The following is a 16,029-nucleotide window of genomic DNA, read 5'->3' as shown; positions in this document are numbered from 1 at the left end:
CAGTATTTTTTTACTGACAGATTTCATTTGATGAGCTGTCAGTATTTTTTTTACCTTCACGAACATCAAAAGGATGTACAATTTTTTCCAGTTCTTTTAAATAAAGTTCAGCCTGATTGGTCAATTGAAGTTCACTTAGTGAGATCCAACCAATCTCAATATTATCTTCCACTGCTAAGGGAATGGCTACAATATTGTCACCATTCAAGTCTTGACTGACAATTCCAGTTGAAATTGTATATCCATTTAATCCAATCATCAAATTGAAAATGGTGGCTCGGTCTCCTACTTTAATGTCTTTTTTAGCATAAACCGTAGATAAAATTTCTTCTGAAAAATAGAAAGAATTGTGTTCTCCTTGTTCATAGGAGAGGCGGGGAAATTCTTCTAAATCTTCTAATGTTACAAATTTTTTATGAGCTAAAGGATTTGTTGAACTGACAAAGATATGCGGCTCCGCCAAGAAAAGTGGATGAAAAGTTAATCGATTTTCTTTTAAAATCTTATCCATAACATTTGCATTGTATGAATTTTTATAAAGAATTCCTAACTCACTGCGCAGTGACTTTACATCTTCAATAATTTCATAAGTTCTAGCTTCTCGCAGAGTATATTCGTATTCTCCAATCCCCTGACTTTCTGTTTTTTTGACCATATTGACAAAGGCATTCACTGCAAAAGCATAATGCTGGGTCGAAATCGCACAAAGTTTTCGAGAGGGCTTTCGGTCCAACCACCGTGTTTCCAATAAATCAGATTGTTCTACAACTTGTCGTGCATATCCCAAAAACTCTGCACCATCTGCTGTCAGCGAAATTCCTTTACTTGACCGTTGAAAAAGCGACAAATCAACTTCCACTTCAATATCTTTAATCGCCTTTGACAATGAAGGTTGTGTAATAAAAAGAATTTCAGCAGCTTGATTAATTGAACCCACTCTGGCTACTTCAATAAAATATTTGAGTTGTTGTAAACTTATCGTCATTCCTTTTTCCTTATTTCATTTTTGACCTTGAAACTTTGATTCTATTTTTCAAAATTTCTGTCAGTAACTTTTAGATTCAATGACAGAATGTCAAACCTTATTTTTTGCTGACAAGAGCTTCTAAGGCTTTGATGGCACTTATGATTTTTTCGTCAGTAACTTTTGAATCAATCAAACGATAAGATTCTACAGGACTGGCTGCAAATTTTGCTACTGCTTGCAATTTTTCCAAATCAAATGGCAAATTAATTTCTGCTAGAGAAGCAGGTAAATGATTTTCCTTATAAAATGGCAAGAGTTTTTCAATTTCTGAAGTATCTCCCGTATAAGCCAATTGTACCAAGACTCCATAAGCGACTTTTGAGCCATGTAAAATAGGATGTGTCTCTGAGCAAAGTGATAGGCCATTATGAAGCGCATGAGCCCCTGACATCCTTCCATAAGTCCCAGCAAAACCTCCAACTGTTCCTGAAAGTTCAATGATTGTATCAACAACTCGCCCAAAAGCTGGCGTCACTTTCTGTTCAGCCAAATCATTAAGTGCTGCTTTAGAATCAGCAAATAATATTTTAAAAATTTCCTTTGCACTCGCAAATCCCAAACGAACTGAGGCTGAAAGTTCTTCCTGTGAAACCTGACGAACGATTCCTTCCATTTCATACCATTTGGCGAGTGTATCCCCGATTCCAGCAACAAAATAATCATGAGGTGTTGCCAATAAAAAATCATAATCAACTAAAGTTAAATAGCTCACTTTATTTAAATAACCCACTTTATCAAAAGTATGGTCAGGGTGATAAAGAGCTGCAACCGGTGTGTAAGGAGCACAATTAGAAACCAAGGTCGGAATAATAATTAACTCACAGTTTAGCTCCTGGGCTACAACTTTACAAGTATCAATCAAACGCCCTCCGCCAATTGCAAGAAGGCCATCGGATTGACCAATTTCTTTGGCCAGTTTTTTTCCATTTTCGATAGAGGCCGAGCCATCATAATGAAAAACAGGATAACTTAAGTCTTTAGGATAAAAATCTTGAAAAACCTGAAAAGATTTTTCCCCAGTAATTATTGCAAGTTTATTAAAAGACGCAAGATAGCTTTCTAAATCTTGCAAAATTCCTTGACCACTCACATATCTATTGGCTCCGGGACGTACTTCTTCTGAGATATTCATAATTTTCCTCCTAATTAAGTAATTATTAGAATATTCTATCACTTAAGATTCAAAAAAACAACATTTAACTGAATAAATGTTGTTTTTTTGTAAAATCCAATTTTAAGCACTATAATTCAACGTTTTGATAACATTCCCCTTATCATCAGTCAAATCAACTTGCAATTTAGGTTGAGCAACCCCAGCTTTTTTCATTGAATCTAACACTTTATCCGCTACTTCTTCAACTTGGTCACCACTTGCTAATAAAAGGGCGCCAACGGTTGTTTTATTGAGTTTAGAGGATTCCAAGGTGTAAGTCACTTTAGAGCCAGTGCTCGTTGCTTTTGCTGAACTTATCATTCCTTGCGATTGACTCTTAATTACATCTGCATTTTCATTTAATTTTGTGGCAATAGCTGATGGTGTTGCTGTCATTATTTGACTTACTCCATTAGTTCCATTTCCTGAATTCGGTAAAAGTTGGGCAACAATATTATCCGTTTGACTTGAAATGACTTGGCGTCCAATCATGACTACTCCAAAAATAATTAAAGCAAAAAATATGACAATGAATAATAAAATCGCAAAAATTTTACCTCCTCGGCCTTTTCTCACTTTTTTACTTTTTCTAGAATTTATTTCTTTCCCTTTTCTATTTTTGAGACTTATTTAGTATTATACCATTTTGTACTTTAAAGAAAACTAAAAAAAGTAGTTTTTCAACTACTTTTTTACAATTATTTTTAAACTAAATTAGTCATTAAAATCAAAACGCAATTTCATATTAGCTGAACCAAGAACGACCATACGTCCCAAAAGTTCCGTTTGTGCTTTAAACGCCGCCTCTGCTAATTTTTCATTTGCTTGAGTCAAATAAGCAATTTTATCTTTAGCTGTTTCAAAATTCTTATCTGTCTCATTTTGAATTTCATGGAATTTTGCCATGGTATTTAATTCAAAAGTATTTCGTAAATCAACAAATAAATCATAATTAGAATCACCAAGAACAGCTGTTGTTGCGCTCAACCAGTACATATTTGTTGGATCATATTCTCCCTTAGCATCACGATAAGAAGCTGGCGTATCATTAATTGCAGTGTAGAATGGTACAACATGATTGAAAGTGTTTGCTCCAAAAGCAAGCCATTGAACTCCTGCTAATTCATCAGGAACATTGTTTCTAACTTGCAAAATATGAACACTATGATTACGATTTATTCCGATTGGACGGAAAAGTTTTCTTTCTTCTGGACTATTTGTGCTGCCGTAAGGATCATATTTTGTATTTTCAAAATGACTTGATAAAACAAATTTAACATCTTCAACAGTAATTTTTCGACTAGCTTCACAAATGAATGGAAGTTCTTGATTTTGTGGATCTTCAGATGGATTCCCCAAGAAGTTTTGACCATACCAAGTTCGCGGGTTATTATAAACAGAATCTTTGATTGAAGATGAGCCAAAGATATGACGTAAATTATAATGACTTTCATAGCCTTCAAAATCAGGATTTAAATGATTTGCGTCAATTAATTGTTTCAAATCACTTGAACACATATAATCATCATTATCAAATTTGAATTCATCAATATTCATTCGATTTGGCGCTACAACATAAGAATCATCAGGAATACGAACTGCTGCCCAATGATGACCACCGATTGTTTCTAACCACCAAACTTCTTCTTTGTCAGCAAAAGCAATCCCGTTTGGCTCATAAGTTCCATAAGTCTTAAGTAATTGTCCCAAACGCTCAACCCCCTCGCGAGCACTTTTAATGTATGGTAAAACAAGTGTTACAAGGTCTTCTTCACCCATCCCATTTTCCACATAAGGGTCAAGACCCAAGATTCTTGGATTAGTAGTAATTGTTTCTGTTGCAGACATCGCAACATTAGCACTATTAATCCCAGCCGCTGGCCAAATCCCTTCTTTTAAAACTGCATTTGGCGTTGAAGTATAACGTAATGGATTTTCAGGTAAATCTAATTCTAAATCAGATAAAACAGCTTTATAATGACGAGGTTGTTCTTCAGGTTGAATCACAATAAAGCGTTGTGGATCCAAAGCTTCGTGTCCATCATCATTACGAGCAATCATGGTTGAACCATCAATTGATGCTTTTCTTCCCACAAGAACTGTTGTACATGAGCCTTTACGGCGATTTTCAATTTTCATTTATTTCTCCTTTATAATCTATAGAATACACTACTTAGAAACCAAGAAATTGTATTTATTATAAATACTAAATTTCAATTGGTTATTTGCCAAAATTTCTGTCAGTAAAATTTAATCAGAGCATTTTTTTAACTTCTGCAAAAATAGCAGCCTGCTCATTTTTCAATTCATTTTTGACAATTTTTTCTTCAATAATTTTTAAAATTTTACCAAGTTCTGGACCAGGTTCAAGCGAAAATTCCTCCATTAAATCTTTTCCAGCAATGACAATCTCTGATTTATCATGAATTTGAAGTTGGTTATTAATAGTGACAGCTTGTTCTCTATCAATCTTCAAACCATAAGCCACTTTCAATTCATCAACCAAAAGCACTTTTTCTAAACCAAAATGATAAAGACTCATCAAATCCCAAGAGTCAAGTTCATAAGCTGATACAAGGTCTGCCACAAATTTTGCAAATTCATTGGACACTTTCCATTTTCGCAAAAATGTTTTAACATCAACATTGGAAAATCTGGTCAGTAAAGCTGCCCATGCTTGCTCAGAATTCTGAAAATGAAAATCTACTGACAAGTCTGTCAGTACTTTTTTCAAGGCCGAATCTTGCAAATCTGGTAAATATTTATAAGCCCCTGATTTAAGCAGTAAGGTCAAACCATTTCGCCAATCCTGACCTAACAACAACTTATCAAATTCAATAAAAATTCGTTCAACTGAGATTTTTTCCAGTAAGTGAGCCGACTCACACATCGCTAAGAAAGTTTTATTTTCAATTTGAAAGTCTAAAGTTGCTGCGAATCGCATGGCCCGCATAATCCGTAAAGCATCTTCATTAAAACGTTCCAAAGCGCTACCAACCGCTGTTAGCCTGCGTTCCTTCAAATCCGTCAGTCCATCAAACAAATCAATAATTTGCCCATTAACATCACAAGCAAAGGCATTGACCGTGAAGTCACGACGTTTTAAATCCTCTCGTAAATCTCTGACAAAATCCACATGATCTGGCCGTCTGTAATCTGTATATTTTGATTCTGTCCGAAAAGTAGTAATTTCATAATGTTCAGCTTCTGATTTTCCAGCTAAAACAAGTACTGTTCCATGTTCGATTCCCACATCAATGGTATAAGGAAAAATATCTTTAATTTCCTCTGGATATGCACTTGTTGCAATATCCACATCGTGAATCTCTCGCCCAAGCAATATATCACGTACAGAACCTCCCACAAAATAAGCTTCAAACCCATGCTCGATTATTTTTTCTAAAACCGGCTTGGCCTGTACAAACTCCTCGGGTAATTTTTCTAATTTCATATCTATTATTTTATCATTTTTTAAACAAAAACGGGGCATAGCCCCATTGTACACCTTAAAATTTTACTGACAGAAAGTTTATACAGACCTGTCAGCACTTTTAGCTCTCATCAATTTCTGTCATAAGCTTGTTCTTAAGCTTTACCCTGTATCATTCACCTGTGAATTCGTCTTGAAGCTCTGCCAGATTAACCCGAGCAATCCATCAGTAATTTTATCCTATTGTTCTTCTAAATTAATCCAGTAACGACAAATTTCATCACCATCAATATCTACAATATTTTCCAAAATGCCCGCATTTGCTTCAATACTTTTACGACTTGCCAAATTTTCTTTGTCAGCAGAAATCATGACCTGAGAAATCTTACGTTTCTGATATTTAGGAAGAGCGAATCTGACCATTTCTTCAGCAAAATGATGTCCTCTAAAATCAGGAGCCACACCATAACCTATATGACCACCCCATTCTAACAAAATTCCTTTTTCGATTTGCCAACGACAAGAAATTTCACCAACGATTTGCCCATTAATAAAAGCAAAATATTTAGTTGCTGTTGACCAATCGGGATTTTCAGCAAAAGTTTCTTCTCTATGAGTTTTTTCCACATAGTCCGAAAAATTTTCCAAAGAAAGCTCCGCATAAGCTTTAACAGCATCAATTTTAAAAGGACTTGTATCTGTTGCCCAATTGGCAATATAAACCATAAAAGCTTCTGCATCACTTAATTCTAATCTACGAATCTCTAATTCACTCATAAAATCCCTCTCTAATCATCCGGTCACAGTCTATTTCGTCAGTAAATATTATAAATCCAAAAAATGTTCCAAACCATATTTTAACTCAGACACCGTCATTACCTTACGAATTCCCAAAGCAATACCGGTCATGAAACTTGAACGATCATAAGAATCATGACGTAAAGTCAGCCCTTCACCTTTTGAACCAAAAATAACCTCTTGATGAGCCACCAAACCAGGTAAACGAACCGAATGGATTCTCATTCCTTCAAGATCGGCACCACGAGCACCAGCTAAAGCTTCCTTTTCATCCACTGCCCCTTGATGATGAGCCAAACGTTCCTCAGACATCAATTCTGCTGTCTTCACAGCAGTTCCAGAAGGAGCATCTTTTTTCCCGTCATGGTGCAATTCAATAATTTCCACATCTGGGAAATATTTAACAGCCTGCTTAGAAAATTGCATCAATAAAACCGCACCCAAGGCAAAATTTGGTGCAATAAGACCACCCAATTCTTTTTCTCTAGAAAATTTAATTAAATCTGCCACTTCATCATCGGTAAACCCAGTCGTTCCAACCACTGGTCTAAAGCCATTTTCTAAAGCAAAACGAGTGTTGTTATAAGCCGCTTCAGGAGCCGTTAAATCTAGCCAAATGTCAGCATCAAATCCAATCAAATCCTCTTTTCGACTAAAAACAGGAACTCCAAACGCTTCTGAGACTTCTTCTTTCTTTCCTAATAAAGCCACAAGTTCAAAATTTTGAGCATTCAGAATCATTTGTACCGCAGTAGCTCCCATTTTTCCACGAAATCCAGCAACAATCACTTTAATTTTATTCAATTTCATCCCCCATTCATTTATAAAGAAATTAGTATTTTATAGAAGTAGCTATTATTTTTATTATTCAGAATATTTGTTTTTAGATAAAAACACGTAAAAACGTGCTTTATTTTTTTGGTGAAATACCGTAAGCCACTGTATTCAGGCCCAAATGAGTTGCGATAACAGGCCCAAAAGTGACGATTTCCACATCATCAAAACCTTGAGATAAAGCATAATCATATAACTCTTGTGCCCGATCTTCAGCTCTAGTATGAATAACATAAACTTTGTAGGCCAAAGGATCTTTGGCATCTTTTAACAAAAGTTCCTTCATCCGGCTCATCGTTTTTTTCACAGTCCGAACTTTTTCAAAAACTTCAACCTTACCTTCAGTACTAAAAGTTAGCACAGGCTTAATATTTAATAAAGTCCCAAGCACAGCCGCACCATTAGACAAACGCCCACCTTTTGCTAACCAGTGTAAATCATCGACAAGCATATAAGCACGGTCACCGTCTCTTTGTTCTTCAAACTTTGCGATAATTTCTTCAAATTCGACACCAGCTTCTGCCAAATCCAATACTGTTTCCACCATATAGCCCAACGGACTTGAGGTAATAAAAGTTTCAGGAAATACTACTTTCATTTGCTCATATTCACTTTGTAAGTAAAAAATATTTTGGTAAAATCCAGAAATTGCTGCTGGCAAAAACAGACCTAAAACATGAGTATACCCTTGTTTTTCTAAGTCTTTTAAAAGTCTATCAAGTTCAGCAACTCTAGGTTGCGAAGTTTTAGGTACTTCTTGGGCCTCCGCCATAAGATCGTACCATTCTTCATGAGAAATTTTTTGCAAATCATAATCCACTCCATCAATGGAAATTGGAATATCTAAGACAAAAAGATTTTCGTAAGTTTTATATTTTTCAGCAAAATCTGCCGAAGAGTCAGTAATAACAGCTAATTTCATAAATTCTATTCTATTAATTAAAATTCCAAGTTTATTCCAGGCTGGTCTAAGGCAACCTCTGTTGTTTCATAGACCAAGCGTTTAAGAAGTTCAAACAAAGGCGCCGCAAGTTGGGCTAATTCCTCTTGTTCAAGTTCTTCTTGTTCCTTAATAATTTGTCCACGTACATAGTTCAATTGACTCACAAAACCAGAAAGTACAATATTATCTAGTACAATCAAGTAAGTCAAAACAGCGTGAATACCAGTGTCACCTTCACCAAGTTTTTCAAGTTGTTCTTTGGGAACAAGTTGAAATTGAACATTTAGATTAGTCTCAGGTGTTCCATTTTCTTTTTCCCATTCATAATTACGAGCATCATAATGAAATTGGTTAACAAATTCTTGTTCTCGTTCGATCGTTAAAGCCATTTTAAAATCCCCTATTTTTTTATTATAAATTTAGTTATATCCAGATATGAACAATAAGAACAAAGATTTCATCATCCAAATTCAGAGGATATTCCCCAATATTCAACTAAAATCTTAACACTACTTCATTCTACCACATCTTGAACATTTTCACGCAATAATTGTAGCATTTTTAACTCTTCTTCATTAGGCTCATATTTATCCAATAAATCTGGACGGCGTTCTAAGGTTTTTCTCAAAGATTCTTTTAACCGCCATTTACGAATATTTTCATGATGACCACTCATTAATACCTCAGGAACCTTCATACCTCTAAAATCTTCTGGGCGAGTATATTGCGGATATTCTAAAAGTCCACTAGAAAAAGAATCATCTTCATGGCTAGCCACTTTTCCTAAAACGCCTGGAATTAAACGCACAACCGCATCAACCATCACCGTTGCTGCAACTTCTCCACCAGTTAAAACAAAATCTCCCAATGAAATTTCATCCGTCACCAATGTTTTAATGCGTTCATCGTAGCCTTCATAATGTCCGCAAATAAAAATTAATTGCTCTTCTTGAGATAATTCTTCGGCCATTTTTTGGTCAAATTTTTTCCCAGCTGGGTCTAAAAGAATAACACGCGCAGGTTTTTCAGACTTCTGAGGTATTTTATCCATTGTGTCAAAGATTGGCTGTGGCATTAATAACATCCCTTGACCACCACCATAAGGCATATCATCAACATGGCGTTGTTTATTCGTTGCATTTTCTCGAAAATCATGTGTATGTAGCTCCAAAATACCTTTATCTTGAGCTTTACCTACGATTGACTGATTAAGTGGGCCAAACATTTCCGGGAAGATACTTAAAATATCAATTCTCATATTTCTAGTCATCCAATCCTTCCATAATAGATACGTCCACTCGGTGTTGATTCACATCTACGTTTAAAATAACTGGCGGAATATAAGGCAATAATAAATCACGTTTTCCTTTACGTTTAACAACCCAAACATCATTAGCCCCTGGTTGAAGTATTTCAGAAATTTGACCAATTAGGACATCATTTTCATAAACATCACTGCCAATGATTTCATGATAGTAAAATTCTCCATCATCTAAATCCTCTTGGTTTTCTTCTGCAATTTTGACAATATATCCCTTATACTTTTCAACATCATTAATATGATAAAATCCTTCAAATTTAACGACATAAAAATTCTTTTGTGGGCGACCAGACTTCACCTTTAAATCTTGAATATAATTATCCTTATCATCGAAAAGTGCCAAAATTGAACCTTTTGAGAAGCGTTCTTGAGCAAAATCTGTCGATGGCATCACGCGAACCTCTCCTTGAAGTCCTTGTGTGTTAACAATTGTTCCTACCTTGTAAAATTTTTCCATTCTACAATTATACCATACCTAATAACCCCTGATTTAAATGAAACTATTTTTAAGTATATTTTATAATTAGAATTTCTTTTTATAAAAAAATAAAGCAAGAAAACTCTCTCTTGCTTTTTAATAACATAAATTATTTATCATATAAATCAGACTATTTACTATTAAGTTCGATGTCTTTAATGATAGTTGCATCAATTCCTTTAACAACAGTTGAAATAAATCCCTCATCTTCTAGAGCAATCAAACCAGCAACTGTTGTTCCTCCTGGAGAAGAAACTCTATCAATCAAGGTCCATGGATTTTCAGCACTCTCAAGAATCATCGCTGCACTCCCTAAGACAGCTTGAGCAGCAATTTGAGTTGCTAGATCTTTTGGAAGTCCATTTTTTACACCTGCACGAGCGATACTATCAATGAAAAGATAAGCATAGGCAGGAGAGCTTCCAGCTAATGCAGTAAAGTTTGAAAAATCCTTTTCTGGTAAAATCCAAGCCATACCGAGGGATTGAAACATATTTTGAACATAACTTACTTGCTCTTTACTTGCAAATTCATTTCCACAAACCGCAGCAGCCCCTTTACCAATCATGGCATTAACGTTTGGCATAACTCGAACGATGGAAACTTCTTCTTTACTCCTTAAAAATGTTGATAATTTTTCTATTGGCGTTCCAGCAGCAATTGAAATAAGCAAGGGTCTTTTCTCAATAATTAACTCTCTAGTTTCATTTAATATTTTTTCAATAATATTTGGCTTAACTGAAAGAACAACTACATCCACTGATCGAATTAATTCATCATTTGAGCGACAAACATTTGCTCCAATTTCCTTTGAAAATTCTGTTACCTTATCAGTCATCACATCAAAGAGATAGATATTTTTAGCTTTAATAAATTCTTTTTCAATAATTCCCTTGATAATTGCTGACGCCATATTTCCTGTTCCAATAAATCCAATTTTCATGTTTTTCTTCTTTCTGTTTTAGAACATTTAAAGTTCCGTTATAACTTTTTTTAATCTTTCAATATGTAATTTTATACTTGATCAACTTTTCGTAATGATTCTTTTATTCCTTCAAATTTAGGTGGACGATTAATTAAGATAATTGATAAGCATACTAAGGCTAATCCTACCATTAAGGAAACGGTAACACTTTCTCCTAAAAGGACCGCCAAAATACTACCAGAAATTGGCATAATAAATTTATAAACAGTAATCTCCCCTAAATTGCCGTATTGAGCAGCCCAATACCATAAGCTAAATGGAATTGCTGATGCCGCAGCTAAAATTATCAATAAAGCTCCATTAGTTACAGACCAATTTATTGCAGATAAACGACCACCCATAACAAAACCAATTATATATAAGCCTAACGAACCAATGATTAAGTTCCAACCAGTCATTACAAAAGAATTTAAAGTTGAACCGATTCTTTTAGCTAGCATTGTAGCCAAAGCTGCTAGTAAACCATATATCAACATAAAGCCCTCTCCTGTAAGTGAAAATGAAAACATATCACTCAAACGTACCCCACCAGTTAACTGAGAAATAATTAACCCCATGAAACCAACAACCAATCCAATCACCTTAATCGGAGTTAATTTATCATTTTTATAGGCAAAATGAGCTAAAATTGCTGCAAAAAATATGGTGGATTGAGCTAAAATTGTTGAATTTATTGTCGAAGTAATATTGACATTTGCAATGTTAAAAAAGAAATAAGCTGCTGTAGTAGATAGAAGTCCCATAATAATGACTTCTCTCCATTGTCTCTTTTTAATATTGAATATGTTTTGTTTGATAAATTTTGCAAAAATCAATGTCATGATCCCAGCAATAAAGAAACGAAGACTTATTGTCGCCAAAACCTGCCCCAGATAATGATTACCAAAAATTTCCGGAGAAATTTTCATCTCATTATTCATCACTTTGATAAGTTTAAAAGGGGTCTCCCAAATAATGTTAGCAATAACCGCAGCAACAGCAATAGTTGTTACTTTAGGTACATTTTTCTTAAGTGCATCTGTCATATAGTTCCTCCAAATACTAAATTAATATTGCTCATTTTTTCACAATATTTTCATCTGCACTCATAATTATAATGAATCGCTTGCAAAAATTAAATATGTCAGATATACTTTTCTTAGTAGGTTATTTTAAGATTGGAAAAAAATGTATAAAGTATCTAGAGAACAATTTACCCATTTTTGGGACTTTTTAAAGACACTTGATTGCTATATAAAAAGTGAATCAGGAATGATTGAAGAACTAGAAGAATTTGCGAATAATCCAAATCGGGAAATTGCAGCTTTAGTTTGTCAAAATACTTCAGGTTTATTAACCTATTCTGCTCCTTACATTAGAATTATTTATGTTCTGTCAGGTAAAATATCACTTTACCTAGATAACAAGAAATCAATTTATCAAGAAGGAAGTCTTATTCTGGCTAATAAATGGACAAAAATTGATTATCAAGAGTTATCAGATGAGACAGTCATCATTGGTTTTTATTTTAAACCCGAATATTTTGATGATTCTCTCCTCAGCCAAATCATTGAAGAACCGATGCTTTATCGCTTCTTTGTTGAAAGTATTGAAAAAGATAGTGAGCAATTAAGTCACTTCTGTATCTATCAATTCACAATCCTTGAGGATACACACTTTTACGCCTTACTCCTTTTAAAACAAGTTGTAAAAATGTGTTACTTTAATAATAAAGTTACAAAAGCTGCCTTTATTTTATTGATTGTTGAATTAAGTCATCACTCTGAAGAGTATTTAATCCTTAAAGATTCCAATATTTCCTCTAGTGTGCTTATAAAAGAAATTCTTTCCTACATTGAAAATAATATTCGTACAGCAAGTTTAGAGGAATTATCTACCAAATTTTATTTTCATCCCAATTATCTTTCTTCACTTATCAAGCATCAAACTGGTTTAAGCTATTCCACTTGGCTTACCACTTATCGAATTAAGCACGCTAAAAATTATCTTACTCAAACTAATTTATCTATCCAGGAAATTCTCGGAAAAATCGGATATTCAGACAAGACCTATTTTTTTAAACTTTTTAAAACACAAGTTGGAATGACTCCTGGAGAATATCGAAAACAAAATAAAATTATTTTCTGATTTTATTGAAAAAAGAGCCATTCAAATTGAATGACTCTTTTTTTTATATTTACTTTGATACTAATTAAAAATTTTCTTTTAGAAAAAAATCTTTAGTTCTTTCAATAAAATTCTCTGCCTCTGTATCTAAATGGAGAGCATGGTAACCATCTGCAATCTCTATTAATTCTAAGTTTTTCCCAGCATTTTTTGCAAATGAACGAATGGCCACGGGCGAACAAATCTGATCTGATTCACCACAGAATAATAAAGTTGGTATTTTCAAATTTCCAGCCTGACTTTGTGCAAAACGCCCCGCTTCCATAATCTGTGAAAAGAGCCGCAAAGAAAGAAGTTCGTGATATATTCCATCTTTGGTTACTAAATCTACTAAATCATTTCGGTGAGAAATTGCTTCAACTTTTAAGCCTGTTCGAACTCGAATTTTTGGACTTATTTTTCCTAAAAAACCTGCCAGTCTTTGAAGCGGGACGGCTGGTGGGTTTGTCAGCGCCAGCCAAGGAGATTCAATTACTGCTTTTTGGTAAAGTTTTTGATTTTCAATATTTCTTAGAAGAACATTGAGTGAAATATTTCCCCCCATACTATGTCCAAACAGATAAACCGGTAGTTTTGGATACTTTTTACCAATTATCTTCCTCACTTCTAAGACATCGCTAATTAGGCTCTCGTAAGCTCTAGCTCGTCCTTGAAGTTTTGGATTAGCAGCTGCCAAAACACCATGTCCTCTCTGATCGTGCATTAGGCAAACAAAACCAGCATTGACTAATTCATTAATTAAATAGAGATAATGACCTGTGTATTCACCAAATCCATGAACTAATTGTACTACCGCTTTTGCTTTTTGGTCTGGCTCAAAAATTCCAAGGCGAATTCGGTAATGGTCTTTCATTGAAATAATTTCATACTGTTTTTTCATTGGATTTCCTTACTATTTTTAGCATATTATGAACCATTATAACAAATCCTATTTCTCTTTAGTAATGTTATAAAATTTAAAGGCCAAAACTAATAAAATAATGATTTTATTTCTCAGAGTCTATTTTGGTCAACTACTTCACTTAATACTCTAGTAAAGTCTAAAGAGTCATTAAAAGGATGAACAAAATCAAATGTTTCTCCGCCATTTTCAACAAATACTTCTTTATTTTCAATTTCTAATTCAAATAAAGTTTCTAAACAATCTGCAACGAATGCTGGTGAACAGATCAATACTTTTTTAGCATTTTCTTTGGGAAGTTCAGCAACTCTATCAATAGTCGCAGGTTCTAACCATTTTTCAGGACCAAATTTTGATTGATAAGTATGCTCGTATTCTTCTTCCCTCAAACCAAGTTTACTTACTACCAAACGTGTTGTTTCTTTACATTGCTCTTCATAAGCATCTTTTTTCTTGGTCACGTAGGACAAGGGAATTCCATGATAGCTAAGGACCAATTTATCATAGTCATTTGCTTGCCACTTTTCTCTAATAGACTCTGCAAGTAAATCGCTATAAGATTCTACTTTGTGGAAATCTCTAATTACTTTTATCTTATCATCAATTTTTTTAACTTGTTGAATTACAGGTTCAACTGTTGTTAAAGAATATTGAGGGTAAAGTGGAAGAACAGTAATTTCTTCAACACCAGATTCTTTCATCTCAGCGATTACTTTATCAATGCGTGGCTCTCCGTAAGTCATGGCAAAACGAACATCAAAATCTTCGCGCATATCCTGTAGTTGCTTTGCTTGTGCTACTGTGTAAATCATCAAAGGGGAACCTTCATCTGTCCAGATTTTTTTATACATCTCTGCTGATTTTTGCGGTCTAACTTTTAAAATAATTCCATTTAAAATCGGCAACCAAAGCCATCTTGGTTTTTGTATAACAAGAGGGTCACCCAAAAATTCTTTTAAATAATCCCTCACATCATCTGCTTCACATGAGCACGGAGTTCCCAAAGCTACTAATAAGATTCCTTTTTTCTTATCCATTATTCCACCTATATAAAAAATCAGTTTATTTATATTTATAACCGATTGTATCTACAATTGTTAATCAATATTTTTCATTCTAGCATAATTTTTCATACAATTAAAGTGAATCTTAAAGAAGTCTTTGATTATTATTAGGAATATTCGTCTAATCTAAAAAACCTCACTCTTCCAACTCTTTTAATATTTAATTTACTTTAAAATAAGTAAAATCCGAATCAGTAGCAAAAATAAAAGACCCACTAAGTGAGCCTTTAATTCTTATTGATCAACAAGAAGTCGAACTTTTTTTCCTTCTACAGGAACAAAGTAAACCACTGTGCGAATTGCTTGAATAATCCGACCTTGACGTCCGATAATTCGACCGATATCACCCTCCGCAACTTTAAGGTGATATTCCATAAATTCCTCACCCTCAATGAGTTCCAAAGAGACTTCATCTGGTTGAGTAACCAATGGTTTAACAATTGTTAGAACTAATTCTTTCACATCTTTTTGCATTTCTTACCTCTACTCTAACTTGAAAAATCTTCAAGTTCAATATATGTGATTTCTTTATTCACGAAAAGCTGCTAAAAAGCAGCTTATCTCAAAAATTATTTAGAAAGTTTTGATTCGTGGAATTTTTTCATAACACCAGCTTTTGAAAGAAGGTTACGAACTGTATCTGAAGGTTGTGCTCCTTTGCTCAACCATTCCAATACGCGTTCTTCTTTAAGAGTTACTTGTTCTTCGGTTACAAGTGGGTTATAAGTCCCAACTGTTTCGATGAATTTACCATCACGTGGAGCACGTGAATCAGCAACATTGATACGGTAGAAAGGTTTTTTCTTAGAACCCATACGAGTCAAACGAATTTTTACAGACATTTTATATTTCCTATTTCTTTTTTTATTATATTTAATATTATAGCAGACTAATTTCGGCCTGTCAAGAAAAAATCTTGACAGTTCTTT

At 34.1% G+C, this 16,029-nt stretch carries 18 protein-coding genes; 1 reads left to right on the top strand and 17 read right to left on the bottom strand.

The genetic code is table 11. The features are described 5' to 3' along the window. Nucleotides 1–10: 10 nt before the first annotated feature. From PYW37_RS04475 to PYW37_RS04415, 13 genes are all read right to left on the bottom strand, one after another. The gene (locus tag PYW37_RS04475) at nt 11–985 is read right to left on the bottom strand and encodes a LysR family transcriptional regulator (protein WP_023188728.1); all 975 of its coding nucleotides are present in this window, start codon (nt 983–985) and stop codon (nt 11–13) included. 97 nt (nt 986–1,082) lie between these two features. Beyond that, nucleotides 1,083–2,159 (bottom strand): iron-containing alcohol dehydrogenase family protein, encoded by a 1,077-nt coding sequence (locus PYW37_RS04470; RefSeq protein WP_025016693.1) that lies wholly within the window; start codon nt 2,157–2,159, stop codon nt 1,083–1,085. 102 nt (nt 2,160–2,261) lie between these two features. Then, nucleotides 2,262–2,756, bottom strand: coding sequence for a hypothetical protein (locus PYW37_RS04465; RefSeq protein ID WP_023188726.1), 495 nt, complete (start codon nt 2,754–2,756; stop codon nt 2,262–2,264). A gap of 138 nt (nt 2,757–2,894) precedes the next feature. Next, complete coding sequence (locus PYW37_RS04460) at nt 2,895–4,319, bottom strand: C69 family dipeptidase (RefSeq protein WP_023188725.1); 1,425 nt, start codon at nt 4,317–4,319, stop codon at nt 2,895–2,897. Between the two features lie 115 nt (nt 4,320–4,434). Beyond that, nucleotides 4,435–5,631, bottom strand: a complete 1,197-nt coding sequence (locus PYW37_RS04455) for a CCA tRNA nucleotidyltransferase (RefSeq protein WP_025016691.1) — start codon at nt 5,629–5,631, stop codon at nt 4,435–4,437. A gap of 219 nt (nt 5,632–5,850) precedes the next feature. After that, entirely contained in the window at nt 5,851–6,387 is a 537-nt protein-coding gene (locus tag PYW37_RS04450; protein WP_023188723.1) for a GNAT family N-acetyltransferase, read from the bottom strand. 48 nt (nt 6,388–6,435) lie between these two features. Continuing rightward, nucleotides 6,436–7,218: a 4-hydroxy-tetrahydrodipicolinate reductase gene (gene dapB / locus PYW37_RS04445; protein WP_032943313.1), complete on the bottom strand. Its 783-nt coding sequence runs from the start codon at nt 7,216–7,218 to the stop codon at nt 6,436–6,438. Between the two features lie 100 nt (nt 7,219–7,318). Then, nucleotides 7,319–8,164: a DegV family protein gene (locus PYW37_RS04440; RefSeq protein ID WP_010906033.1), complete on the bottom strand. Its 846-nt coding sequence runs from the start codon at nt 8,162–8,164 to the stop codon at nt 7,319–7,321. 17 nt (nt 8,165–8,181) lie between these two features. Then, nucleotides 8,182–8,574, bottom strand: coding sequence for a DUF1149 family protein (locus PYW37_RS04435; protein WP_015426726.1), 393 nt, complete (start codon nt 8,572–8,574; stop codon nt 8,182–8,184). Nucleotides 8,575–8,699: 125 nt separating this feature from the next. Further along, nucleotides 8,700–9,443, bottom strand: a complete 744-nt coding sequence (gene trmD / locus PYW37_RS04430; protein ID WP_026138922.1) for a tRNA (guanosine(37)-N1)-methyltransferase TrmD — start codon at nt 9,441–9,443, stop codon at nt 8,700–8,702. A 4-nt stretch (nt 9,444–9,447) separates the two neighbouring features. Further along, nucleotides 9,448–9,963 carry a ribosome maturation factor RimM gene (gene rimM / locus PYW37_RS04425; protein WP_023188721.1) on the bottom strand — a complete coding sequence of 172 codons (516 nt, stop codon included), beginning with the start codon at nt 9,961–9,963 and terminating at the stop codon, nt 9,448–9,450. A gap of 151 nt (nt 9,964–10,114) precedes the next feature. Beyond that, complete coding sequence (proC, locus tag PYW37_RS04420) at nt 10,115–10,927, bottom strand: pyrroline-5-carboxylate reductase (protein ID WP_017864757.1); 813 nt, start codon at nt 10,925–10,927, stop codon at nt 10,115–10,117. A 71-nt stretch (nt 10,928–10,998) separates the two neighbouring features. Next, entirely contained in the window at nt 10,999–11,994 is a 996-nt protein-coding gene (locus PYW37_RS04415; protein WP_025016690.1) for a DMT family transporter, read from the bottom strand. 226 nt (nt 11,995–12,220) lie between these two features. Here PYW37_RS04415 and PYW37_RS04410 point away from each other — a divergent pair, with 226 nt between their 5' ends. Next, nucleotides 12,221–13,096 carry a helix-turn-helix domain-containing protein gene (locus PYW37_RS04410; protein ID WP_023188719.1) on the top strand — a complete coding sequence of 292 codons (876 nt, stop codon included), beginning with the start codon at nt 12,221–12,223 and terminating at the stop codon, nt 13,094–13,096. A gap of 64 nt (nt 13,097–13,160) precedes the next feature. On the opposite strand, the gene PYW37_RS04405 is transcribed toward PYW37_RS04410, so the two are convergent. The 4 genes from PYW37_RS04405 to rpsP all read right to left on the bottom strand — a co-directional run bounded on the left by PYW37_RS04405 (nt 13,161) and on the right by rpsP (nt 15,942). Continuing rightward, nucleotides 13,161–14,015, bottom strand: a complete 855-nt coding sequence (locus tag PYW37_RS04405; RefSeq protein WP_023188718.1) for an alpha/beta hydrolase — start codon at nt 14,013–14,015, stop codon at nt 13,161–13,163. Nucleotides 14,016–14,128: 113 nt separating this feature from the next. Beyond that, a complete protein-coding gene (gene hemH / locus PYW37_RS04400; protein ID WP_023188717.1) occupies nt 14,129–15,073 on the bottom strand; it encodes a ferrochelatase in 945 nt (314 codons plus the stop codon). Between the two features lie 261 nt (nt 15,074–15,334). Then, nucleotides 15,335–15,574 (bottom strand): KH domain-containing protein, encoded by a 240-nt coding sequence (locus PYW37_RS04395; RefSeq protein WP_003130710.1) that lies wholly within the window; start codon nt 15,572–15,574, stop codon nt 15,335–15,337. 95 nt (nt 15,575–15,669) lie between these two features. Then, nucleotides 15,670–15,942, bottom strand: coding sequence for a 30S ribosomal protein S16 (rpsP, locus tag PYW37_RS04390; protein WP_003130711.1), 273 nt, complete (start codon nt 15,940–15,942; stop codon nt 15,670–15,672). Between the last annotated feature and the right edge of the window lie 87 nt (nt 15,943–16,029).

This window comes from Lactococcus lactis, from assembly GCF_029023865.1.
Taxonomy (GTDB): Bacteria; Bacillota; Bacilli; order Lactobacillales; family Streptococcaceae; genus Lactococcus; species Lactococcus lactis.
This window is presented reverse-complemented; position numbering and strand designations above follow the sequence as displayed.